Origin of the sequence: Halorubrum sp. CSM-61, assembly GCF_003781945.1 — an archaeon.
Lineage (GTDB): Archaea > Halobacteriota > Halobacteria > Halobacteriales > Haloferacaceae > Halorubrum.
Genome location: NZ_RJJW01000004.1, coordinates 256,205 through 276,959 on the forward strand (window position 1 = coordinate 256,205; position 20,755 = coordinate 276,959).

General features: G+C 69.3%; 26 protein-coding genes. 14 read left to right on the forward strand and 12 right to left on the reverse strand.

Features of this window, described 5'->3' with window-relative positions:
* Positions 1-8: 8 nt before the first annotated feature.
* Positions 9-1,001 (forward strand): NAD-dependent epimerase/dehydratase family protein, encoded by a 993-nt coding sequence (locus EDM04_RS09185; protein WP_123621346.1) that lies wholly within the window; start codon positions 9-11, stop codon positions 999-1,001.
* A 39-nt stretch (positions 1,002-1,040) separates the two neighbouring features.
* Here the strand turns inward: EDM04_RS09185 and EDM04_RS09190 are convergent, their stop codons facing one another.
* Together EDM04_RS09190 and EDM04_RS09195 are read right to left on the reverse strand one after the other, a co-directional pair.
* Positions 1,041-1,790, reverse strand: a complete 750-nt coding sequence (locus EDM04_RS09190) for a GNAT family N-acetyltransferase (protein ID WP_123621348.1) — start codon at positions 1,788-1,790, stop codon at positions 1,041-1,043.
* A gap of 124 nt (positions 1,791-1,914) precedes the next feature.
* Positions 1,915-2,190 (reverse strand): cytochrome C oxidase subunit IV family protein, encoded by a 276-nt coding sequence (locus tag EDM04_RS09195; protein WP_123621349.1) that lies wholly within the window; start codon positions 2,188-2,190, stop codon positions 1,915-1,917.
* Between the two features lie 205 nt (positions 2,191-2,395).
* On the opposite strand from EDM04_RS09195, the gene EDM04_RS09200 reads away from it, so the two are divergent.
* Positions 2,396-2,914, forward strand: coding sequence for a hypothetical protein (locus tag EDM04_RS09200; RefSeq protein WP_123621351.1), 519 nt, complete (start codon positions 2,396-2,398; stop codon positions 2,912-2,914).
* 114 nt (positions 2,915-3,028) lie between these two features.
* Here EDM04_RS09200 and EDM04_RS09205 read toward each other — a convergent pair whose 3' ends face one another.
* Positions 3,029-3,613: a halocyanin domain-containing protein gene (locus EDM04_RS09205; RefSeq protein WP_123621353.1), complete on the reverse strand. Its 585-nt coding sequence runs from the start codon at positions 3,611-3,613 to the stop codon at positions 3,029-3,031.
* 133 nt (positions 3,614-3,746) lie between these two features.
* On the opposite strand from EDM04_RS09205, the gene EDM04_RS09210 reads away from it, so the two are divergent.
* A complete protein-coding gene (locus EDM04_RS09210; protein WP_123621355.1) occupies positions 3,747-4,346 on the forward strand; it encodes a hypothetical protein in 600 nt (199 codons plus the stop codon).
* 30 nt (positions 4,347-4,376) lie between these two features.
* Here the strand turns inward: EDM04_RS09210 and EDM04_RS09215 are convergent, their stop codons facing one another.
* Both EDM04_RS09215 and EDM04_RS09220 read right to left on the reverse strand, forming a co-directional pair.
* Positions 4,377-4,730, reverse strand: a complete 354-nt coding sequence (locus EDM04_RS09215; protein ID WP_123621357.1) for a MarR family transcriptional regulator — start codon at positions 4,728-4,730, stop codon at positions 4,377-4,379.
* Positions 4,731-4,786: 56 nt separating this feature from the next.
* A complete protein-coding gene (locus EDM04_RS09220) occupies positions 4,787-5,683 on the reverse strand; it encodes an NRDE family protein (RefSeq protein WP_123621359.1) in 897 nt (298 codons plus the stop codon).
* Between the two features lie 107 nt (positions 5,684-5,790).
* Between EDM04_RS09220 and EDM04_RS09225 the strand changes: the two genes are divergently transcribed.
* From EDM04_RS09225 to EDM04_RS09245, 5 genes are all read left to right on the forward strand, one after another.
* Positions 5,791-6,861, forward strand: a complete 1,071-nt coding sequence (locus EDM04_RS09225; protein WP_123621361.1) for a glucose 1-dehydrogenase — start codon at positions 5,791-5,793, stop codon at positions 6,859-6,861.
* Positions 6,848-7,483, forward strand: a complete 636-nt coding sequence (gfcR, locus tag EDM04_RS09230) for a transcriptional regulator GfcR (RefSeq protein ID WP_123621363.1) — start codon at positions 6,848-6,850, stop codon at positions 7,481-7,483. Before EDM04_RS09225 ends, gfcR begins: the two co-directional genes overlap by 14 nt.
* Before the next feature lie 806 nt (positions 7,484-8,289).
* Complete coding sequence (locus tag EDM04_RS09235) at positions 8,290-8,634, forward strand: glutaredoxin (protein WP_123621366.1); 345 nt, start codon at positions 8,290-8,292, stop codon at positions 8,632-8,634.
* 188 nt (positions 8,635-8,822) lie between these two features.
* Positions 8,823-9,392 carry a hypothetical protein gene (locus EDM04_RS09240; protein ID WP_123621368.1) on the forward strand — a complete coding sequence of 190 codons (570 nt, stop codon included), beginning with the start codon at positions 8,823-8,825 and terminating at the stop codon, positions 9,390-9,392.
* 132 nt (positions 9,393-9,524) lie between these two features.
* On the forward strand, positions 9,525-10,241 hold the full coding sequence (locus tag EDM04_RS09245) for a diphthine--ammonia ligase (RefSeq protein WP_123621370.1): 717 nt from the start codon (positions 9,525-9,527) through the stop codon (positions 10,239-10,241).
* Positions 10,242-10,265: 24 nt separating this feature from the next.
* Here EDM04_RS09245 and EDM04_RS09250 read toward each other — a convergent pair whose 3' ends face one another.
* Both EDM04_RS09250 and EDM04_RS09255 read right to left on the reverse strand, forming a co-directional pair.
* Positions 10,266-11,519, reverse strand: a complete 1,254-nt coding sequence (locus tag EDM04_RS09250) for a Glu/Leu/Phe/Val dehydrogenase (RefSeq protein ID WP_123621372.1) — start codon at positions 11,517-11,519, stop codon at positions 10,266-10,268.
* A 67-nt stretch (positions 11,520-11,586) separates the two neighbouring features.
* Positions 11,587-12,459 (reverse strand): CoA ester lyase, encoded by an 873-nt coding sequence (locus EDM04_RS09255; protein ID WP_123621374.1) that lies wholly within the window; start codon positions 12,457-12,459, stop codon positions 11,587-11,589.
* 144 nt (positions 12,460-12,603) lie between these two features.
* On the opposite strand from EDM04_RS09255, the gene EDM04_RS09260 reads away from it, so the two are divergent.
* Positions 12,604-13,074 carry a MaoC family dehydratase gene (locus tag EDM04_RS09260; RefSeq protein ID WP_123621376.1) on the forward strand — a complete coding sequence of 157 codons (471 nt, stop codon included), beginning with the start codon at positions 12,604-12,606 and terminating at the stop codon, positions 13,072-13,074.
* Positions 13,075-13,092: 18 nt separating this feature from the next.
* Here the strand turns inward: EDM04_RS09260 and cyaB are convergent, their stop codons facing one another.
* Positions 13,093-13,698 carry a class IV adenylate cyclase gene (gene cyaB, locus EDM04_RS09265; protein WP_123621378.1) on the reverse strand — a complete coding sequence of 202 codons (606 nt, stop codon included), beginning with the start codon at positions 13,696-13,698 and terminating at the stop codon, positions 13,093-13,095.
* 129 nt (positions 13,699-13,827) lie between these two features.
* On the opposite strand from cyaB, the gene EDM04_RS09270 reads away from it, so the two are divergent.
* Together EDM04_RS09270 and EDM04_RS09275 are read left to right on the forward strand one after the other, a co-directional pair.
* Positions 13,828-14,748, forward strand: a complete 921-nt coding sequence (locus tag EDM04_RS09270) for a peptidylprolyl isomerase (protein WP_123621380.1) — start codon at positions 13,828-13,830, stop codon at positions 14,746-14,748.
* 120 nt (positions 14,749-14,868) lie between these two features.
* The gene (locus EDM04_RS09275) at positions 14,869-15,129 is read left to right on the forward strand and encodes a hypothetical protein (RefSeq protein WP_123621382.1); all 261 of its coding nucleotides are present in this window, start codon (positions 14,869-14,871) and stop codon (positions 15,127-15,129) included.
* Positions 15,130-15,153: 24 nt separating this feature from the next.
* Here the strand turns inward: EDM04_RS09275 and EDM04_RS09280 are convergent, their stop codons facing one another.
* The 4 genes from EDM04_RS09280 to EDM04_RS09295 form a co-directional block, all read right to left on the reverse strand.
* Complete coding sequence (locus EDM04_RS09280) at positions 15,154-15,819, reverse strand: transcriptional regulator (RefSeq protein WP_123621384.1); 666 nt, start codon at positions 15,817-15,819, stop codon at positions 15,154-15,156.
* A 74-nt stretch (positions 15,820-15,893) separates the two neighbouring features.
* Entirely contained in the window at positions 15,894-16,568 is a 675-nt protein-coding gene (locus EDM04_RS09285; RefSeq protein WP_206424445.1) for a helicase HerA-like domain-containing protein, read from the reverse strand.
* A gap of 104 nt (positions 16,569-16,672) precedes the next feature.
* Complete coding sequence (locus EDM04_RS09290; protein ID WP_123621386.1) at positions 16,673-17,065, reverse strand: YlbF family regulator; 393 nt, start codon at positions 17,063-17,065, stop codon at positions 16,673-16,675.
* An 81-nt stretch (positions 17,066-17,146) separates the two neighbouring features.
* The gene (locus EDM04_RS09295; RefSeq protein ID WP_123621388.1) at positions 17,147-17,809 is read right to left on the reverse strand and encodes an alpha/beta hydrolase; all 663 of its coding nucleotides are present in this window, start codon (positions 17,807-17,809) and stop codon (positions 17,147-17,149) included.
* 165 nt (positions 17,810-17,974) lie between these two features.
* Here EDM04_RS09295 and EDM04_RS09300 point away from each other — a divergent pair, with 165 nt between their 5' ends.
* From EDM04_RS09300 to EDM04_RS09310, 3 genes are all read left to right on the forward strand, one after another.
* A complete protein-coding gene (locus tag EDM04_RS09300) occupies positions 17,975-18,679 on the forward strand; it encodes a hypothetical protein (protein WP_123621391.1) in 705 nt (234 codons plus the stop codon).
* A gap of 102 nt (positions 18,680-18,781) precedes the next feature.
* Positions 18,782-19,825, forward strand: coding sequence for a diphthamide biosynthesis enzyme Dph2 (gene dph2 / locus EDM04_RS09305; RefSeq protein WP_123621393.1), 1,044 nt, complete (start codon positions 18,782-18,784; stop codon positions 19,823-19,825).
* 98 nt (positions 19,826-19,923) lie between these two features.
* Positions 19,924-20,703 carry a hypothetical protein gene (locus tag EDM04_RS09310; RefSeq protein WP_123621395.1) on the forward strand — a complete coding sequence of 260 codons (780 nt, stop codon included), beginning with the start codon at positions 19,924-19,926 and terminating at the stop codon, positions 20,701-20,703.
* Positions 20,704-20,755 lie beyond the last annotated feature (52 nt).

A 20,755-nucleotide genomic window follows, 5' to 3' on the forward strand; every position in this document is an offset into this window, starting at 1 on the left:
CAATCCGTATGACCGACACGGCGCTCGTCATCGGCGGGACCCGGTTTATCGGCCGACACACCGTCTCCGACCTGCTCGCGAACGGCTACGAGGTCGGGATGTTGAACCGGGGCACCCACGAGAATCCCTTTTCCGACGACGACCGGGTGACTCACGTCGAGGGAGACCGCACGAACGAGCGGGACCTCCGGACCGCGAAGCTCTCGGTCGAGCCCGACGTCGTTATCGACTGCGTGGCTTACCAGCCGGCCGACGTGGAGACGGCCACGGAGGTGTTCGCCGACGCGGAGGGATACGTGTACGTCTCGTCCGGGGACAGCTACGCCGAAGAGGAGACCCCGAAACGCGAAGGGGAGACGCCGCTTCGCCCGTGTACGCCCGAGCAGGCGACCGACGACGAGTCGGACACCTACGGGAACCGAAAGGCGGAGGGCGACCGCGCCGTCTTCGCGGCCGCCGAGGAGGGGGTCAACGCGATGGCGGTGCGCCCCTGTATCGTCTACGGGCCGTACGACTACACGGAGCGGCTCGACTACTGGATCGACCGCGTGCTCTCTCACGACCGCGTCGTCGTCCCCGGGGACGGGCAGAACCTCTGGCACCGCGCGTACGTCGCGGACGTGGCGAGCGCGCTCCGGATCGTCGCCGAACGCGGCGAGGCGGGGCGAGCGTACAACGTGGGCGATCGCCGGGCGCTCACCCTCGAAGAGACGTTGGAAGCGATCGCCGACGCGGCCGGCGTCGACTGCGAGATCGTCGCGGCGAGCGCCGACGCGCTGGCGGCCGGCGGCCTCGAACCGGACGACTTCGTGTTGTACCGGGAGTACCCGCACCTGCTCGACACGTGCGCGCTCGCCGAGCTCGGGTGGGAGTCGACGCCCGCCGGCGAGGCGATGGCTCGGACCGTCGCCGAGCACCGGGAGGCCGACCGCGACGGCGGGGAGTGGGACCCGGGACGGGAGGCGGAGGAGCGCGTGCTGGGCGTGAAGGAGACGCTGTAGGGTGAAAGGGACGCCGTAGGTGGAGGGCGCGAGCGCGGCTCAGTACGCCGCGTCCCACCGGCTCGGCTTACGCCGGTTGCCGCAGTCGCGGCACTCCATCCGGTCCATCGTGTCGATGGCGACGTTCGTCCCCTCGCAGTTCCCGCAGAGGTAGCCGTAGCGCTGCGACAGGTCGGCGTCGGCGTAGGCGACGTAAAACGGAGCGTGCGAGCCGCGGTCGCTCTCGTCGAAGGCGACGTGGACGGTGTCGCCGGCGTCCGTCTGGTAGGTGCCCTCGGAGATGCCGGTCAGCCGTCCGATCTGCTTTCGGTACTCTCGTTCGTCGAACCGCTCGTCGCCGACCTCCACCGGGCGCTCGCCGTCGAGGTCGTATCCCTCCCGCTCGTAGAAGGCCGTCCCCGCCTCGTTGGCGACGAGGACGCGCGCCTCGATGCGGTCGACGTCGGCCGCACGGAGCTCCGACTCGACCCGTTCCAAGAGCGCGGAGCCGATCCCCGACTCGCGGTGGTCCGGGTGGACGTGGAGCCAGTCGATCTCGCCGACGCGCTCGCGCCGGCCGACGACGTAGCTCTCGGCGAACCCGACGACCGTTCCGCCGACGTCGGCGACGGGGAACACCGTGTCTTCGTCGCCGATATCCGCGCCGAGATCGTCGGGGTCGTACCACTCGTCGACCGCTTCCGCCAGCAGCGTCTCGTCGACCGCGTGGCCGTAGGAGGCGATCAGCGATTCGCGCGCGACGGTCCGGATCGCGTCGATGTCGTCGAGCGTCGCGGGTCGAATATCCATACCGGCTCATTCACGCGCGGCTACAAAAAACACACAGGCGGAACGGGCCAGGAATAGAGGGGGCGCAAAGAGCGGACCGGCAAGAGAGGATCGGACGCGAGACGCGCGAGAAGACGAGAGCGGTCTACGAGATGGAGTACGTCGCCGCGGCCATCAGCAGCATGGTGAGCGCGAGGGCGAGCGCCATCACGTAGGTGAGCGAGCGGTTCTCCCACCGGAGGTGCTGGAAGTACGCGACGATGAGCAGCGTCTTGACCGTCGCGATCACCATCGTCCCGCCGAGCGCCTGAGCGTAGGTGAAGTTGAGGAAATCGGCCTCGAAGAGAACGAAGTTGAGGGCCGCCGCAATCAGGAGCGCGACGTAGATCGCGGTGTACAGTTTGAGCGAGTCGTCCGACATTGCTTGCCTTCGACTTCGTCCCTGTGCTTAAAGAATTAACCATCCGGGGGACGCGATCGCACTTCTCGAACCGACCGCGGATTCTGACACCACGGCGGAGTCCGACCACCGACCACGGAGTCCGACCACCGACCACGGATCCCGAAACGTCTATCCGCGCGACGCGCCCACTTCACACCGGTCGCAGTAGCCGACCGATGCCACCGTGGACCCCCTCGAACCGACGGACGATCTGCTCGAGTCGCTGTACGTCGTCAACAAGATCGCGAAGCAGTTCGCCGACGAGGCGACCGCCGCTTACGAGCGGGGCGACCTCACCGAGAGCAACGTCCGGTCGGCCCGAAAAGACGCGCTCTACCGGACGAAGACCGCCGTCCTCTCCCGCGTCGTCGCCCACGACCCGTCCCGCGTCTCCGGGGAATACCACGCGATCAACGGCGACGTCTGGCTCTTCTTAGACGTCGACGGGTGGAAGTTCCACCAGCCGGCGTACGCGATCGGCGGCGAGCTCACGGACGCGATCGAGGTGTCGAACTCCCGCTCGGACCCCCTCGACGCGCCGTACGTCCGTGACTCGACCGTCGAACGCTCCGATCGGACGCTGGAGGAGTCGCTCTCGCGGCTGGCCGACGCCGGCGTCAACGCGAACGACCACCTCGCGCGCCCGACGGTCACGAGCGAGGACGACCGGATCGTCGACGTGCGATGGTCGTTCCTCCCGTAGCTCCCGCTTTTCCCGCAGTCGTCGGAGACGGTTATCGAATCCGAGCCGACGCGATCGGCCGCGACGCTGTCGGATCGGCGTTTCGGAAAAATCGAATCGCGGTTCGGAGCCGAGTTACGCTTCGACGACTTCGATGGCACCGAGCATCCCGACCGTTTCGTGGGGGGTGCAGTAGTAGAGCTGAATCCCGGTGTTGTCGAACGACTGCTCGAAGGTCTCGCCCTCCTCGTCGACCGCGTCGCCGCTATCGAAGTCGGACTCGGAGTCCTCGGCGGAGACCACGTTGTGTGCCCCGCCCTGACCGGTCCACTCCCAGACGACGGTCGTGCTGGAGTCGATCCGGATCGCGGGCGGCTCGAACGCCAGCCCGTCGCTGCCGCCGCCGACCGCGACGGTGACCTGGTCCTGTCCGGTGTAGTCCATGATCTGCCCCTCGTACAGCCGGGCGTCGGAGAGGTAGTCGTCGATCTCGTTCGGGACGTCGTCGGACCCCGACCCGCCGTCGGAACCGTCGGATCCATCGGAGCCGTCCGAACCGTCGTCGCCGTCCATTCCGTCGGAGCCGTCGGACCCGCCATCTTCTCCGGATTCATCGGATCCGTCGCCGCCGTCGCCGCCGGAACAGCCGGCGAGCGTTCCCAGGGTCAGCGCGGCTCCGGTCCCGGCGACGTACCGCCGTCTAGACAGTCTGTCAGACATCGCCCTTCAGTAGGGGTTCGAGCCTTACAAACCCCTTGACTACCCCCGTTGTTCGAGAATTGTGGGTCGTTTCTTGTAGGGAAGGTGGCCCGCCGTCGGCGGCTTTATTCGCGGGCGTCCCCGTGGTCGATCCATGCGGGAGGACGAGCTGGCGACGCGCGTGGTCGACCACTACACCGCGGTTCACGACGACCCCGAGATCCGGTTGGAGGAGCCGTACGACGCGGAGGGGCGTCGCGGGATCGTCGACGTGTACGTCCGCCTCCGAACGCCGGAGCGCGTCGATCACGTCATCGAACTCAAGGGGGACGCCGCCGTCCGAGGCGCGACCGGCGCCAACGAGATCCTCCGGCAGTACCGCCGGATGGAGCGGTACTTCCACGCCGACGCGAGCCACGGGCTCCGCCCGAAGCTCGGGCGCACCGAGCCGGGCGCGCGGTTCCTCCTCTGTTTCGCGCCGACGCCGACCTGCGTCTACCACGTCGCGACCCATCGCTCCCTGTACGGCTCCGTGGACGCGGCGGCGCGAGTCGACGACGTGCCCGCGGTCCGGACCGTCGCGTTCCTCACCGGGCTCGACGGCGACCCCGCCGACCTCGGGATGGTGTCGGTCAACGGGGACGCGTCGTTCGGATCCGAGGCGTTCCTGAGCGCCGTGCCCGAGGGCTCTCGGCTGGCGGAGAGCATTCGGCGGGTCGACGACGACGTGATCGACCCGGATAACGGAGAGTAAGGGCGTTCGGGCGATAGCCCGGCGTCCGAGTCAGTACTCCTCGTACGCGAGGTTCATCATCCACTGGGAGAAGGCGTCCGCCTGCGCGTCGACCTCCTCCTCGCCGATGAACGGCGAGAGCATGTCGCCGGCCATGAGAAGCGAGAAGTCCAGGTCGCGGGGCGCGGGTTCGAGGTAATACGTGTTGTGGCCGTCGTAGACGGTGTCCGAGCGCTGGATGAGCCCGGACTCCTCTAGCGACTCGGCGATGCGGCTCCCCTTTCGCGAGGAGACGCCGAGTTCCTTCCAGAAGTCGCTCTGGTGGATGCCACCGGTCTCGCGGATGAGTTCGAGGCCGGCGCGTTCGTCCTCGGAGAGGTCGGCCTCGAGTTCGGACACGCTCATACCGTATCGAGCGCCCGCGAGTCGCTTAAAACTGGCTTTCCGCGCCGTCGCCGCCGCTACGCCGATCCATCCGGTCCGATGGAGTCAGGGCCGCCCGATCCGCCCGTGCCGAAGCCCGCCGGCAGCGGTACCGGCTCCGCGGGCGTCTCGCAGGGGGGGCCGTCGGCGTACGCGAACTCGACGGTCGTCTCTGAGCCGGAGGCCCCCTCGGAGTTCGGGACGGTTCGGATCCGCGTGAACGATCGCGTGCCGAAGCCGTCGCCGTGGAGGCAGGCGCCGTACTCGTGGTCCGCGAGCGTCGCGCTCGCGCGGTCGAGCCACGCCGCGCCGGACTCGCCGGGTTCGGGAGCGAGCGCCTCCGCGACCGCCCGCGCGCTGTCGGCCCGCTCCGCGCCGAACTCCCGTCGCCGGTCCGGGATCGCGAAGCGCTCGGCGCCGTTGATCACGCTGCCGACGTTCCCGACGACGTGGACGCCGGGGTCGAGGCGGGCGATCGCCAGTCGGCCGTCGTACGAGAGGAGAAACGCGGCGGCGGCGTCGGCGAGCACGAGGTTGAACCCGTCGTACGACCGGCGTTCGAGCTCGCGCTCGACCCTCCGCACGGCGTCCTCCGCGGAGTTCGCGGTCAGGCAGTCCCGGACGAGGAGCCCCCTGGAACGGTCGCCATCGCGGTCGGCGTCGAGCCAGCGGTTCGTGACCGCGACGACGACGCCCGACGCGGAGAGCCCGATCCACGTCCCGCCGGCCTCGGCGTCGCGGGGGGCGACGTACAGATCGTCGTTGTCGCCGGCTGCGGCGTCGTCGTCGTCGTCGGCCGCGGCGTCGTCGTCCTCGCCGTCGTCTCCTCGAAGGGCCGGCGGCTCGGAGGGGCGGTCCAGCGCTTCGTCGCGGTTCGCGGCGAGCGCGATCGGTGCGTCACCGAACGTCTGCCAGGCGAGCGTGAGGGTGCACACGGCGGCGATCCGGTGGCTCGCGAGGAAAAACCCGCGGTCGACGAGGGCGGAGAGTCTTTACTCAGAATAAAAGAAATCTTTTGGTGGCTGGCCGCCAAGGCCGTTACATGAAGGCCATCGCCGTGTACGACGGGACGGACGAACCGGTCGTGACAGAGAAGCCGCGACCGGAGCCGGCGCCCGGGGAGGCGTTGGTGCGGACCCTTCGGGTCGGCGTCGACGGGACCGACCACGAGGTCATCTCGGGGAGCCACGGCGGCTCCCCCGAGGGCGAGGATCACCTCGTGTTGGGCCACGAGGCGGTCGGCGTGATCGAAGAGCCGAACGACACGCCGTTCGAGGTCGGCGACGTCGTGGTGCCGACCGTCCGACGGCCGCCGAACGGGGCCAACGAGTACTTCGCTCGCGGCGAGCCCGACATGGCGCCCGAGGGACGATACCACGAGCGCGGTATCGTCGGCGCCCACGGATTCATGGCGGAGTACTTCACCAGCCCCGCGGAGTTCCTCGTCGAGATCCCGCCGGCGCTGGCCGAGTGGGGGTTCCTCGTCGAGCCCGTCTCGATCGCGGAGAAGGCGATCGAACACGCCTACGCCAGCCGGTCGGCGTTCCACTGGGAGCCGGAGTCGGCGCTAATCTTGGGCAACGGCTCGCTCGGGCTGTTGACGGTGGCGACCCTCGACGAGGCGTTCGACCGGATCTACTGTCTCGGCCGCCGGGAGCGACCGGACCCGACGATCGACGTCATCGAGTCGCTCGGCGCGACGTACGTCAACTCCAACGAGACGCCGGTTCCCGAGGTCCCCGACGCCCACGAGCCGATGGACTTCGTCTTCGAGGCGACCGGCTACGCGCCTCACGCCTTCGAAACGATCGAGGCGCTCGCGCCGAACGGCGTGGGGGCGCTGCTCGGCGTCCCCGGCGACTGGGTGTTCGAGATCGACGGCGGAAAGCTCCACCGCGAGTTCGTCCTCCACAACAAGGCGCTCGTCGGCAGCGTCAACTCCGGCTACGAGCACTTCGAGGCCGCCGTGGACTCGCTGTCCCGCTTCTCGGACGGGTTCCTCGACGATCTCGTCACGGGAATCTACGGGCTCGACGACTTCGAGGCCGCGTTCGCGGATGACGACACGACTATTAAAACGGCGGTCGAATTCGGCGTATATGAAGAACGTTGACGACCTGATAGACAGCGCGGCCGAGCTCGCGGAACACGGCCTCTCGAAGGGCGAAATCGCCGACGAGCTGAACGTCTCCCGAGAAACTGCCAGCTGGCTCGTCGAGCGCGGCGGCGGCAACGACGCGGGCGACGAGATCGCGGCGTCCACCTCGACGGCCGACATTCACGTCGACTGGTCGGCGCTCGGACGCGACTCGACGCGCCTCCGGTACGCGGCCAGCGCGATGGCGGACCTGCTGGCCAAGCAGGGCGAGAACGTCGACCTGACGGTCGGCGTCGAGAAGGCCGGCGCGCCGCTCGCGACCGCGGTCGCGAACCAGCTCGACACGGATCTCGGCACGTACGCGCCCGCGAAACACCAGTGGGACGAGGGCGACATCGACGAACAGGGCGGCGGTTTCTCGCGGAACTTCGCCGCCATCCGCGACCGCGACTGCTACGTCGTCGACGACATCATCACCTCGGGGACGACGATGCGCGAGTCGATCGACGCGATCCGCGAGCAGGGCGGCGAGCCGGTCGCCTGCGTCGTCTTGGTCGACAAGCGCGGGTACGACGAGATCGACGACGTGCCGGTGTACTCGCTCGTCGACGTGGTCCGCGTCGACCGCGAGGAGTAGGACAGAACGGCTCCGTCGAAACCAGTTGGGAGTGGCGTTCTGACCGAAACCGGTCAGTACAGACACAGCGACGAACGATAGCGGGAGTGAGTATCGCAGATCGGTGGTGGCGAATCAGTACTTAAAGGATCCGTGAGCGATGGCGACGATCGCTTATAAATAACAACGCGGTGGCGTCGCCGGCGGCAGAGCCGCCGGCTGCAAGAGGCGCGTTGCGCCTCCCTGCGTGCCTCCGAGCGGCCGACAGGCCGCGAGGAGCACGCGCGAGGGAGTCGCTGGCGGCTATCGCCGCCAGCGACAGGGCGAGAGCGAAGCTCTCGCTAGCAACCGGACGTAGTCCGGTGACGAGGCTGGGGAGGCGTGAGGCGCGGTTGCGGTGTTGTGCGGGTGGGATTCAAAGGGGCAGCCGTGAGGGCGGCGCAGGCGACGCGAGCACCGCAACGAGGGAGCAACGCGACCGAGTGAGGAGCGCGGCGAGCGTGCGCCGCCCTCACGGCTGGGGCTTTGCAGGTCTTCACCGCAATACCGTCGATCACTTATAAACAGCCGCCAGCAACACCGCTCGATCGCTTATAAACAACCACTCTACCGTCTTGCTATACCCACTCCCGCTGTCGATCAAGGGACATCCGTCAGTGACCGGCCGTTTCGGACGGGAACGTATCCGAGGAGTGAGAGTGCAACGGAGCCGACAGGACGGGATGAAACACCGTGTCCGCTGTACCGTGGCCCCCCGTCCGTCCGTGGTTCGAGTCGCGTCGATCCCGTGCGGAACCCATTTGCGTCGCGGGCGCGTATCGCTTCCCATGACGTTCCAACCCGAGACCGACGCCGACCCCGACGAGATCGCGGCCCGAGTCGAGGAGACGATCGCCGACAACGACGTGGTGCTCTTCATGAAGGGGAACCGCCTGATGCCGCAGTGCGGCTACTCGAAGCGGGCGGTCGAGCTGATCGGCCAGCACGTCGAGGAGTTCGAGACTGTCGACGTGCTGCCGGCGCTGCCGCACTACCGGGAGGCGCTGGAGTCCCGCAGCGGCTGGGAGACGATCCCGCAGACGTTCGTCGACGGCGAGTTCGTCGGCGGGAGCGACGTGCTCGCGGAGCTCGACGAGCGGGGCGAGCTCGCGGCCGAGCTAGGCGCTGAATAACCCGTTCGAATCCGCCGAAGCCGACATCTCAGGGAACGCGCGGCCCCCGCCTTTCGCGGCTTAGTCGACTCCTAATCTCGGAGGTCGAAGGGCAGGCGATATAAACCTACGGACCGTAGACGGGGTAGGTGCAGCAGTCGCCGCTGCCGCCGTGTCGATCGGTTCGACCCCACCTCACCCAACTAACAATGACAGGCCGCGTGTTCAGACTTCATTCGACGCTCGAACTGCCACTCGAAGACGTGGAGACGTACTTCGAAGAAGATCCCGACCTCCCGCCGGAGATCGACGACATCGACATCACGCGTCGAAACAACACCCTCATCATCAAGGCCCTGTCCGACGACGAGTCCATCAGCAAGTACACGCCGACCGCCCAGCTGAAGGCGTCGGTCACGGAGACGCGCGTGTGGGAAGAAGAGCCCCCGCGCGCCGGCGGCCCGCAGTGGATGGACGACGAGGAGGAGGAGATCCCCTCCGAGCTCGTCGAGTTCGCCTGCTTCAAGGGCGACCGCGAGACCGTCCTCCAGAACTCCGCGCTCCAGTACCCCATGTTCTTAGTCCTCCGCGAGATCGCGACCCGCTCAGAGAAAGGGACGCTGACAGCGATCACCGAGGAGGACGGCGAGCTGGAGGCGACACGCATCGTCGAGGGCGAAGCGCGTCCCGCGAGCATCGAGGTCGTCGAGAGCCCCCAGGGGGCGGGAGACGGCGACGGCGGCGTCAACTGGCGCGACAACGAGTTCATCTCGGACTGAGTACGGTTCTGAACCGTCGGTTCCCCTGCGGTGACCGATATCGACAGATTTCCGCTCTCTGACCGCCGTTCGCCCGCCAGCGACCGCGTCGAGACCGCCGACGCTTTAGGCGCACCGGCCGTTTCACCGCCAATGACCGACGATTGGGTGAGCCTCTTTTCGGGCGGCAAAGACTCCTCGTGGGCGCTGTACCGGGCGCTGGAGGAGGGCCTCGACGTCTCGCGGCTCCTGACGATTCACCCCGCGGGCGACTCGTACATGTACCACACGCCGGCGACCGAACTGGCCGAGCTCGCGGCCGAGAGCGTCGGGATCGACCTCGTCGAGGTGTCGCCCGACGACTTCGGCGCCGACGACGTCGACGACGCGGGCGCGCAGGGCGACGCCGAACTGGAGCCGATGGAGGCCGCGCTGCGCGAGATCGCCGCCGACGAGGGGGTCGACCTCGCGGGCGTCACCGCGGGCGCGGTGGAGAGCGAGTACCAGACGAGCCGCATTCAGGGGATGTGCGACCGGCTCGGGATCGACCTGTTCGCGCCCCTGTGGCGGGAGGACCCGATCGAACTCGCCGAGGCGATGTTCGAGGCGGGCTTCGAGATCCGGATCGTGCAGGTGGCGGCCTACGGCCTCGACGAGTCGTGGCTCGGTCGGCGCTACGACGCGGACGCGCTCGCAGAGCTCGTGGATCTCCGAGAGGAGTACGGGGTCCATCCGCTGGGCGAGGGCGGCGAGTTCGAGACGTACGTCGTCGACGGGCCGCACATGGACCGGCGGATCGACATCGAGTACGACGCCGTCTGGGAGGGCGACCGCGGCCACGTCGAGGTCGGGGACGCGCGGCTCGAGTAGAAGTTCTGTGCTCCGGACGCCGAATTACGGCCAGTTGCCGGCCTGATCGAAGGCGTCCACGATCCGTTCGATGGCGACGACGTACGCGGCGGTCCGGAGGTTCGGCGCGTCGTTCGCCTGGTAGCTGTCGACCAGCCGATCGAACGCCTCGGTGATCACGCGCTCTAACTCCTCGTTGACTCGCTCCTCCGTCCAGTAGAACCGCTGTCGGTTCTGGACCCACTCGAAGTACGAGACGGTGACGCCGCCCGCGTTCGCGAGGATGTCCGGGACGACGTACACGTCCTTCTCGGCGAACACGTCGTCGGCGTCGGGGGTGAGCGGCCCGTTGGCGGCCTCGACTATCAGGTCGGCACGCACGTCGGCCGCGAGGTCGCCGTCGATCGCGTTCTCCAGCGCGGCCGGCACGAGGAGGTCGACGTCGAGCGTCAACAGCTCCTCGTTCGTGATCGACTCCGCGTCGCCGTAGCCGTTGACGGAGCCGGTCTCGGCCTTGTGGGCTTTCACGGCGCGCGGGTCGAACCCGTCGGGCGCGTGGAGCCCGCCGGAGGAGTCCGAGACCGCGACCACGTCCGCGCCGAGGTCGTCGAGCAGCGCGGCGGCGATCGAACCGGCGTTCCCGTATCCCTGTACGGCGACCGTCGCGCCCGCGACGTCGCGGTCGAGCCAGTCGAACGCCTCGCGCGCGGCGAGCGCGACGGAGCGACCGGTCGCCTCGACGCGCCCCTCGCTGCCGCCCGAGTCGAGCGCCTTCCCGGTGATGACGCCCGGGGCGGTCGTGTTCTCTAAGGTCTCGTAGGTGTCTTTGATCCAGTTCATCTCTCGCTGTCCGGTGTTGACGTCGGGCGCGGGGATGTCGCGGTCCTCGCCGATCAGGGGGCGGAGCTCGGTCGCGAACGCGCGGGTGAGCCGCTCCAGTTCGGAGTCGGAGTAGTCGGCGGGGTCGATCGCGATCCCCCCTTTCCCGCCGCCGTACGGGACGTCGACGACGGCGCACTTGTACGCCATCCACCCCGACAGCGCCTTCACCTCGTCGCGGGTGACGCCCGGGTGATACCGGATGCCGCCCTTGTACGGGCCGCGGTCGCCGTTGAACTGCGACCGATACGCCCGGACCGTCTCCAGCGACCCGTCGTCGAGCTCGAACGTGAGGTTCGTCTCCAGCACTCGCTCGGGGTTCTTCAGACGGGTGAGCACGCCGGGCGGGGCATCGAGGAAGGCCGCGGCGTCGTCGACCTGTTCTTGAAGGCTCTCGAAGGGATTGGCTTGGCCGGTCATGACTGATTCTCCCGAGGGGCCGAGGTTAACTGTGACGGCCGCCTCGGTTCTTGTCTCGACCGGTGGCCTATCGATCGCCCGCGCCGGCGCGCTCGACGATCCGCTCCGCCTGCGCGATCAGGGGCGCATCGATCATCTCGCCGTCGACCCGGAAGACGGCGCGCCCCTCGCGGTCCGCGGCGTCGCGGGCGTCGAGCACTCGCTCCGCCCACTCGACCTCCTCGGGGTCCGGCGTGAACGCCGCGTTGATCGGGTCGACCTGGGCCGGGTGGATCGCGAGCTTCCCGTCGTAGCCGAGCGTGAGCGCGAACGCGGCCTCCTCGCGGAGCCCGTCCGCGTCGGAGAAGTCGGTGTACACCGTGTCGATCGCGTCGACCTCGGCCGCGCCGGCCGCGAGGACGACGTGCTCGCGGGCGTACAGTACCTCCGTCCCTTCGTCGGTGCGAGTCGCGCCCACGTCGGCCGCGAGGTCCTCGGCGCCGAAGACGAGCGCGTCGGTCGCGGAGGCGGCCGCGATCGACTCCGCCGAGAGTACTCCCGCCGCGGTCTCGACGAGGGCGAACACGGCCGGGTCGAGCCCGCGGTCCGCGCAGAGCGACGCGGCCTCCGCGACGCGATCGGGCGACTCCACCTTCGGGAGCATGACCGCGTCGAGGCGGAGGCCGGCGGGCGTCTCGGATCGCCCGCCCTTACCCGCTCCCACCAGCGCGTCGAGGTCGGCGGCGGGATCCGACGCGGTGAGCCGGACGCACACCTCCGCGTCGGGGCCGAAGTCGGAATCCGCGAGCACCGCGCGGACCGATTCGCGGGCCTCGGCCTTCCGGTCGGGCGCGACCGCGTCCTCGAGGTCGAAGCAGATCACGTCGGCGCCGGCGCCGGGGGCCTTGCGCATGAGCTCCGGGCGGTCGCCGGGCGAGAACAGGAGGCTTCGTCGTGCCATGTCGAGCGGTCCGCGCGCATGGATATAAATCGTCCCGGCGGCGCCTCCGCGAGGTCGGGGCGTCGCCCGACGAGTCGCCCGGTCGATGGGCCGCCCGGTCGAAGGAGCGGTACCGATTTGGCGTCGCCCGCCGACGGTCGGCCCATGCCCGGACGCTACTACGAGGAGTTCGCGGTCGGCGAGACGATCGACCACGCGAAGCGGCGAACGATAAGCGAGGCCGACAACCAGCGCTTCTGCGACATGACGATGAACCAGCAGCCGCTCCACCTCGACGCCGACTTCGCCGAAAGGACCCAGTTCGGCGAGCGGCTGGTCAACGGGCTCTACACCATGTCGCTCGCGGTGGGGGTGTCGATCCCGGAGACGACCGACGGCACCATCGTCGCGAACCTCTCGTACGACGACGTCGAGCACCCGAATCCGGTGTTCCACGGCGACACGATCCGCGCGCGGTCGACCGTCACGGACAAGCGGGAGACGAGCGACGGCGAGCGCGGGGTGGTCACGATGCACGTGGAGGCGTTCAAGGTGATCGAGGGGGACGACGACGTGCTCGTCTGCGAGTTCGACCGGACCGTGCTCTCGGAGAAGCGACCGGAAGAAGAGGAGTAAAACCGAACGCGGGGCGCCTCACTCGCTCCCCTCGCCGTCCGCCAGCAACAGCCCGAGGTACGACGTGCGGACCTGCGAGTCGCCGTCGAGCCCGAGCCGATCGAGGGCCGCCAACGCCTCGTCGCGCGTGGCCTCGATCGCGCCCTCGTCGTCGACCTCGCGCTCGATCTCGACGAACTCGCCGACTCCCTCGACGCGGTCGAGGGTGACGGTGAACCCCGCGAACGACCAGAACTCGCGGCGCTTCTCGACGACCGCAGCCGGCTCGAACCCGAGTCCCGAGAGGGCGCCGGCCATCGCCTCGCCGTCGTCGACTTCGGTCTCGTGTTCCGCGCGCGTCTTCGAGCCCTCGTCGAGGAGCGGACCCTTGTAGGTGAGCTTCGTCGTCTCCGGAGCCGGATCCGCGCCCGCCGGCGCGGACTCGGCCTCGCCCCCGATCCCGTCCGGGAGCGGGGACTCCCGTCGGACCCGGAGCGCCTCGTCGGTCTCGGCGAAGTCGCGGTGCGGGGCGTCGTAGTACGCGTCGCGCTGGCGGCGGGCGTCGACGCGCTCGGCGCCGGCCTCGCGCAGTCGTTCCCGGACGGCGTCGACGTCGGCCGGGACCTTGATCTCGACCTCGTACATACCCGGATTCCGCCGGGCGCGTTCTTAAGCGCCGCGGGACGTGAGCTCGACGCGACGCGGGCGTCGCCGGAGTGAACCCCGCCGGGTCGAACCGTGCTCCTTAAGGGTGTAACAGGAGACCTTCAGGGTATGAGCGATCAGGAGCAAGCGGACGCGGCCGAGGACGCAGACGAGGCCGAGACCGAGGGACTCGCCGACGGCGACTTCGTGCGAGTCGCGTACACGATTCGAACCGCCGATGACGACCGCGTCATCGACACCACCGACGAGGAGATCGCCGAGGACGCCGAGATCGACACCGAGGAACACGAGTTCGAGCCCCGCATCATCGCGCTGGGGGCCGGGCACGTGTTCCCGTCCGTCGAGGAGGCCTTCATCGGCGCCGAGGTCGGTGACGAGGGCGTCGTCGACGTGCCCGCCGAGGACGCCTTCGGCGCGTACGACCCCGACGAGGTCGAGACCGTCAAGGCCGACAAGATCCCCGAGGACAGCCGGTACCCCGGCGCGCAGGTCCAGATCGACAACCAGCAGGGCTATCTCGAGACCATCATCGGCGGCCGCGCCCGCGTCGACTTCAACCACCCGCTGGCCGGCGAGGACCTCGAGTACGAGTACGAGATCTTAGAGCAGATCGACGACCGCGAACAGCAGGCCGCCGGCATGCTCGGGATGTACCTCCAGGAGGCGCCCGAGGTCCGGATCGAGACGGTCACCGAGGAGGAGGAGAGCGTCACCGAGGACGACGACGGCGAGGAGACCGTCGAGACCGAGGAGGTCGAGAAGGACGTCCTCTACGTGACGGCCACGCAGGCGATGCAGATGAACCAGCAGTGGATGTTCCAGAAACAGCAGATCGCACAGGATCTCATGAGCCGGCTCGACCTCGACCGCGTCGTCGTCGAGGAGGTCATCGAGGGCGGCGGTATGGGCGGTCTCGGCGGCATGATGGGCGGGATGGGCGGCGGCGCCGGCGCCGAGGACATCGAGGAGGCGCTCGAGGACGTCGACGTCGACGCCGACGAGATCGTCGACGAGATCGACGAGGAGTAAGCCGTACTCCGGTCGAGTCGGTCGGACGCTCGGAATCGTCCGGACCGACCGAGCCGACCGGGGCGGCGGTGCGGAACGCGAACCGATCCCTTTTGAACCGCGGTCGACCCACCCAGAGACATGGAAATCGAACGTGCGCGCAGCGACCTCCTCGTCGCCGCGAGCGCCGGTGCGACGACGATCGCGGTCGCCCTGTTGTCCGGCGTCGCCGGCGTCGTCGACGTGCCGACCCTGCCGACGCTGGCGCCGCTCGCGGTGTACGCCGTCTACCTCTTCTCGCGGAAAGGCGGGCCGTACGGTCCCCGCGACGATCCGCGGAACTGGGCGGTCGCGGCGGCGGTCGTCGGCGTGATCGTCGTCGTCGCGTCCGCCGCACTGTAGGCAGAAATTCGAAAATGCGTCGCTTCAGGCGATGTCCCGGCTCGTGTCCACCGACACCGTATCGGTGAGCTTCAGCTTGAGCGGCTCTTCGAGCGCCGCGCCGCCGCGGAACTTCGGCACGATCAGCCGGTTCACGATCTCCGTGCCCGTCACCGTCGTCTGGAGGTCGAAGACGACGTCCGCGACCTGCTCGGTGACGACTCGGTTTCGTCCGGTGTCTCCCTTGAACGCGTGTATCACCGCGATTCCCCCGGTGTCGGCGACGCGTCGGCGGAGGTCGGTGAGGAACGAGCCGTATCGCGACCGGTCGGCCGCCTCCAGCGGTTCGACGGAGTCGACGACGAGGGTGCCGCGTTCCGGGAGGTCGGCGGCGGCCGCCAGCACGTCGTCGATCGGGCTCTCGCGGTCCGTCTCCTCGACGACGGTCTCGGTGGCCGCCCTTTCGCCTTCGTCCCCGTCGCCTTCGGCGTCCGCGTTTCCGCCCGACCCGCCGAGCGTGAGGCTCTCCCCGACCGCGTCGGCCGAGCGCACCGTCGTGAGGTAGCGGCACTCCCGCGGGCGCGAGAACCGGTCCACGATCAGCTCCGACTGGCTCGCGGGGTCCGCCTTCAACACGACGACGCTGCCGCTCGGGAGTCCGCCGCCGAACTCCCTGTCCAGCACGGATATCCCGGTCGGGAGCGTCTCCATACACCCGCTGCCGGCTCCGGAGGTTTGGCTCTGTCGGTGGGGGACGAGCGTCCGATCCGAACCGAGGCCGGCGGTCACGCGACCCGCCAGCGGTCCGTTCCGTGCTCGTCGACGAGACGACGCGCGGCGTCGTCGTACGCCGCCCGCACCGACCGGTCGGACAGCGGCTCGGGCTCGGCTACCGGTATCCGCCCGAGCACGGGGCAACCGAGCAGATCGCTGACGCCCGCCGGCACCGACTCGGCCCGCACGGCGACGGCACCGACCGGCGGGCAGTCCAGCCGACGCGCGAGCGCCGCGGTCTTCGCGGCGTCGCGGAGCGCCGCCCGGCGGAGCGGCGTCGCGAGGAGACACCGGTCGGCGGCCCGGAGCGGCGCCGCGGCGTCGGGCGACGCCCCCGCCGGACAGTCGAGGAGGGTCGGGGCATCGTCCGGGACCGCCTCCGCCACCGCGCCGAGAACTCTCCCGGCGTCGGTGTCTCTCGGATCGTCTGGCGCCGCAAGCACCGTCGGGGCCCGCCGGTCCGGCCGGATCGCTCCGTCGGCCCGGACGGCGTCGATCACGGTCGGCGCGTCCGCGGCACGTTCGCGGTCGCCGTCGGTCGCGCTCGCCAGCCGCGCGAGGTTCGGGAGGTCCCAGTCCGCGTCGGCGGCGACGACGGGCGCGCCCCGCCGCGAGAGTGCCCGCGCGAGCCCCAGCGTGGTGGTCGTCTTCCCGCTTCCGCCCTTTCCACCGGCCACGGCTATCACGCGACGGGTTGCGTCGCTATCGCTTATAAAGGGCAGGACGGGGAGGGAACGCGGGAGGCGGGAGGGACGCGGACCGCGAGAGGAAAAGCGGTGAGCGGACCGTCTCAGTCCTGACAGCAGCCGCCGGCCTCGCCGCCGAAGTCGACCGCGAGCGGCTCCGAGATGGCCTCGTTCACGGCTTCGAGGGTGTCGTTCAGGTCCTCTTGGGCGTCGAGGAACTCGCTCATGACGGGCATCGAGTGGAGTTCGTCCTGAGCCGCCTGCACCTTCTGGAGCCCGGAGTTCGTCGCCTGCCCCGTCTCTCGGGCCTGCATGAACTCCGCGCGGAGCTGCTCGAACTCGTCGATCTTCGCCTGGACCTCTTCGTCGCGCTGGACCGCCTCGCGGGCCGACTCGAACCGCTCGTACTCGCGCGTCTGGGCGATGCGCTCGCCGAGCTCGCGGCCGAGGTCCTCGATAGTGGCCTGTTCGTCGGGGGAGGCGTGTTCGACGCTCATACCCGATCCTCGGGACCGACCGGTTTCAACCTGCCGGAGCCGGGGGTGTCTCCGGGGACCGGCCGCACCTGTTCGTCCCGCTCACTCGTCGCGTGCGACCTGCGACTCCACGAACGCGACCACGTCGCGAAGCTCCTGCTGGCCGATGCCGTGACCGCCCGGGTAGCTCCCGCGGGTGACGGCGGCCCCGATCTCCTCGAACCGGTCGGCCGCCGCGGCAGACCGCGACTCCGGGATCACGCGGTCGCCGGCGCCCGCGCCGACGAACACCGGCTTGCCCTCGATCCCGTCGGGTTCGAGGTCGGCGTGCGCGTCCGCGAGGTAGCCGTGGAGCGCGGCGACCCACGCGTAGCGGTCCGGCTCCTCCAACGCGAGCGAGAGGCTCGTGATCGCCCCCTGACTGAACCCGAGCAGGCCGAGCCGGTCGGGGTCTAAGTCGTAGGCCTCGATCGCGGCCTCGACGCTCTCGGCGACCAGATCGAGGCTCCGCCGGAAGTCCGCCGCGTCCGGCTGGCTCGACTCGAGGCCGCCGGCGGACAGGTCGAGTTCGTACCACGTGTACCCGCCCTGCAGCGGGTCGGGCGCGCGCAGGCTCACGACGTGAAGCCCGTCGGGTAGGCGCTGTGCCACCGGCAGCAGGTCCTCCTCGTCGGCGCCGCGACCGTGCAGCACGAAGACGGCGGGGGCGTTCTCGGGGTCGTCGTCGGGCGCGACGTGGACGTGTTCCAGCGGAACGTCGGTCATGTGTCCGGCGTTCGTCGGCTCGGGAGTTGTATCCGTCGGCCGCGGCAGCGATCGGTTCGGAACGGAGAGAGGGGTCGTGACCGACGGGCGATCGGAGAGCGATCGAGCCGCAAGCCGCGCTCGCTCGCGGATGGGTTATTTACGATCGCGCCGGGAGTTCGATCCATGCGTCCCCGCACCATCGCCGCCGCGGCGGCGGTCCTCCTCCTCGCGGCCGGGATCGCCGCAGCACCGACGGCCGACGCTCGCGCACCGCCGACGCCGATCTGCGGCGTCTGTGACCTCGACCGAACGACGCCGGACGGCACGCCAGTAGTCGCCGGCGAGAGCGAATTGACCGTTACGATCCGCGAGAACGGGTCGACGACGTGGGAGGCCGAGGTCGACCTCGCGGCCGGAAGCGACGCGCTCGCGGCGAACGGGTCCCTTCGGCGCACGGTCGCCTCCGAGGCGGCTCGCGACGGGATCGCGGAGCCGAGAGACGTCGACTCGCGGATCGACGGGGACACGCTGTTCGTCGACTACCGGGACCCGAACGCCACGGAGCGACACCTCGGCGTCGTCGTGTTCACGCCGCTGACGCCCGCCGCTCCCTCGGTCCCGTTCGCCATCGGCGGCGAGGGAGTGCGGTACCTCGGCGCCGATCGGGTGACCGTCCGCGGGGCGTCCGGGTGGGAGGTCCGCGGCGACGCGAGCGCGGCCGACTCGGACGGCCGGCTCGTCTGGACCCGCGAGGCCGGCGACGAGCCCGACGACCGGGGGCGCGTCTTCGTCGACGTCGATCGCGATCCGGTCGCCGTCGAGGGGGACGCACTTCTCGCCGGTCCGCGGGCGTGGATCGGTCGACTGCTCACGGGCGACACGCTCTGAGAGGCCGGAGACACCGCCGCGTTCGCGAACGTCACGGGCGTCGCGGACGAACGCCGCGGTCGAACGCGCCGTTTAACCGTCCTGCCGCACAATTCGTTCGACATGAGCGGCTCCACGGAGGGCGACCTCACGAAGACGGGGATGGCCCTGAAACACGACCGCGAGTGGGACTACGAACTCGATCGGATCGTCGAGGCGATCGAGGAGCGCGACGCCTCCAAGGTCGGCCTCCAGTTCCCCGAGGGACTCAAGCGCCGCGGCCCGAAGGTCGCCGACGACCTCCGCGAGGTAGCGCCCGACGACGTCACCTTCATGCTGTCCGGACAGCCCTGCTACGGCGCCTGCGACCTCGACACGTACCTGATGCGCCGGACGGACGTGTTCGTCCACTTCGGTCACACGCCGATGAAGGAGTCCGACAGCATCGTCTACGTGCCCCTCTTCTCGAACGTCGACCCCTTCCCGATCATGGAGGACGCGCTGGAAGAGGAGCTCTCGGCACCGGAAGAGGACGCCGACGTCGGGCTCGTCACCACAGCCCAGCACATGAACCGGTTCGAGGACATGACCGACTGGCTGGAGGAGCGCGGCTACGAGGTTCACACCCGCCGGGGCGACGACCGGCTCACCAAGGAGGGACAGGTGCTCGGCTGCAACTACGCCTCCGCGGACATCGACGCCGAGCAGGTGCTGTACGTCGGTGGTGGGAAGTTCCACCCGGTCGGGCTCGCGATGGAGCACCCCGACAAGCGCGTCGTCATCGCCGACCCGGTCAACAACGCGGTCTCGGTCGCCGAACACGACCAGTTCCTCAAGCAGCGCTACGCCTCGGTCCACAAGGCGATGGGCGCCGAGAAGTGGGGCGTCATCTTCTGTACGAAGATCGGGCAGGGCCGGTGGGAGAAGGCCCAGGAGATCGTCGAGAACAACGAGAACGCCTACCTGATCACGATGGACGAGGTGACGCCGGACCGCCTCCGAAACTTCGACATGGACGCGTTCGTCAACACCGGCTGTCCCCGGATCACGACCGACGACGGCCCGCGGTTCCACAAGCCGATGCTGACCCCCGGCGAGTACGAGGCCGCGATCGGCGAGAAGCCGCTCGACTCGATCGAGTTCGACACGTTCCACGACACCTGGTAGGCGGCACGGTTAGGGGCCGCTAACCGGTTTCGTCGAAAAGTGGATCCGCGCTTTCGAATGGGGAAGGCGTTTCACTCGCGAGAGCGATCCCCCTCCATATGGCCCCGCCACAGGTTGCAGCCCTCCCCCCACGAGTAGCCGTCGCGATCGATCGCCCGCCGCAGTGGACCGGCGTCGAACTCGTCGGATCGGCCGTCGTCGAGTTCGTCGTGACCGCCGTCGTCATCGGTTTCATCTGCGCAGCCGTCTCGGCCGTCTCGCCGGAGTTCACCGACGACGGCCTCGAGTACCTCCGCGCGGAGCCCGGAGAGGCATTCCTGTACGGTCTCGTGGCGTACGTGGTAAGCGCCGTCGCGATGCTCCTGCTCGCGATCACCGTCATCGGTCTCGTGATCGTCATCCCCGCCGCGATCGTCATCGGGATCCTCAGCCTCGGCGGGACGGCCGTCTCCGTCATCGCCCTCGGCACGTGGATCCGGTCGACTCTCGGGAGCGGCACCCCGAAGGACCGCGGGACCGCGCTCGTCGTCGGCGCGGTCGCGTGGGCGGGGCTCGGACTCGTTCCCGTCCTCGGCGGGATCGTGACGTTCGTCGTCGGAACGATGGGGTTCGGCTACCTCGCACTCTGGGTTACCAACGGGCGGTTCGACCGCGATTACGGCTCCCTCGACGGGGACGGATACGGTGGCCCCGGCGGCTCGACGCGGGGTCCGGACGTTCTTGATAGCGGGAGCACCGGCGGTGAGAGTTCGAGCGACGACTCCGACCGCTTCCGCAACATCGCGGCGGTAGACGCCGAGCGCGAGGCGGAAGGAAGGAAGCGAGCGGGGGACGACGACGCGACTGACACGCCCGATTCGGACGGTCGCGAGCGATAGCCGCGGAAGGCGGTCGCCGGCAGAGCGCGAACCGAGCTACGGGTCCGTGCTC

Coding starts and splice junctions, on each gene's coding strand:
- gfcR (WP_123621363.1), top strand. CDS start 6,848: ATGAAGAACGTTGACGACCTGATAGACAGCGCGGCCGAGCTCGCGGAA.
- EDM04_RS09215 (WP_123621357.1), bottom strand. CDS start 4,730: ATGAGCGTGTCCGAACTCGAGGCCGACCTCTCCGAGGACGAACGCGCC.
- EDM04_RS09235 (WP_123621366.1), top strand. CDS start 8,290: ATGACGTTCCAACCCGAGACCGACGCCGACCCCGACGAGATCGCGGCC.
- EDM04_RS09185 (WP_123621346.1), top strand. CDS start 9: ATGACCGACACGGCGCTCGTCATCGGCGGGACCCGGTTTATCGGCCGA.
- EDM04_RS09255 (WP_123621374.1), bottom strand. CDS start 12,459: ATGGCACGACGAAGCCTCCTGTTCTCGCCCGGCGACCGCCCGGAGCTC.
- EDM04_RS09260 (WP_123621376.1), top strand. CDS start 12,604: ATGCCCGGACGCTACTACGAGGAGTTCGCGGTCGGCGAGACGATCGAC.
- EDM04_RS09295 (WP_123621388.1), bottom strand. CDS start 17,809: ATGACCGACGTTCCGCTGGAACACGTCCACGTCGCGCCCGACGACGAC.
- EDM04_RS09290 (WP_123621386.1), bottom strand. CDS start 17,065: ATGAGCGTCGAACACGCCTCCCCCGACGAACAGGCCACTATCGAGGAC.
- EDM04_RS09240 (WP_123621368.1), top strand. CDS start 8,823: ATGACAGGCCGCGTGTTCAGACTTCATTCGACGCTCGAACTGCCACTC.
- EDM04_RS09195 (WP_123621349.1), bottom strand. CDS start 2,190: ATGTCGGACGACTCGCTCAAACTGTACACCGCGATCTACGTCGCGCTC.
- EDM04_RS09310 (WP_123621395.1), top strand. CDS start 19,924: ATGGCCCCGCCACAGGTTGCAGCCCTCCCCCCACGAGTAGCCGTCGCG.
- EDM04_RS09210 (WP_123621355.1), top strand. CDS start 3,747: ATGCGGGAGGACGAGCTGGCGACGCGCGTGGTCGACCACTACACCGCG.
- EDM04_RS09300 (WP_123621391.1), top strand. CDS start 17,975: ATGCGTCCCCGCACCATCGCCGCCGCGGCGGCGGTCCTCCTCCTCGCG.
- EDM04_RS09280 (WP_123621384.1), bottom strand. CDS start 15,819: ATGGAGACGCTCCCGACCGGGATATCCGTGCTGGACAGGGAGTTCGGC.
- EDM04_RS09250 (WP_123621372.1), bottom strand. CDS start 11,519: ATGACCGGCCAAGCCAATCCCTTCGAGAGCCTTCAAGAACAGGTCGAC.
- dph2 (WP_123621393.1), top strand. CDS start 18,782: ATGAGCGGCTCCACGGAGGGCGACCTCACGAAGACGGGGATGGCCCTG.
- EDM04_RS09225 (WP_123621361.1), top strand. CDS start 5,791: ATGAAGGCCATCGCCGTGTACGACGGGACGGACGAACCGGTCGTGACA.
- EDM04_RS09190 (WP_123621348.1), bottom strand. CDS start 1,790: ATGGATATTCGACCCGCGACGCTCGACGACATCGACGCGATCCGGACC.
- EDM04_RS09275 (WP_123621382.1), top strand. CDS start 14,869: ATGGAAATCGAACGTGCGCGCAGCGACCTCCTCGTCGCCGCGAGCGCC.
- cyaB (WP_123621378.1), bottom strand. CDS start 13,698: ATGTACGAGGTCGAGATCAAGGTCCCGGCCGACGTCGACGCCGTCCGG.
- EDM04_RS09245 (WP_123621370.1), top strand. CDS start 9,525: ATGACCGACGATTGGGTGAGCCTCTTTTCGGGCGGCAAAGACTCCTCG.
- EDM04_RS09270 (WP_123621380.1), top strand. CDS start 13,828: ATGAGCGATCAGGAGCAAGCGGACGCGGCCGAGGACGCAGACGAGGCC.
- EDM04_RS09205 (WP_123621353.1), bottom strand. CDS start 3,613: ATGTCTGACAGACTGTCTAGACGGCGGTACGTCGCCGGGACCGGAGCC.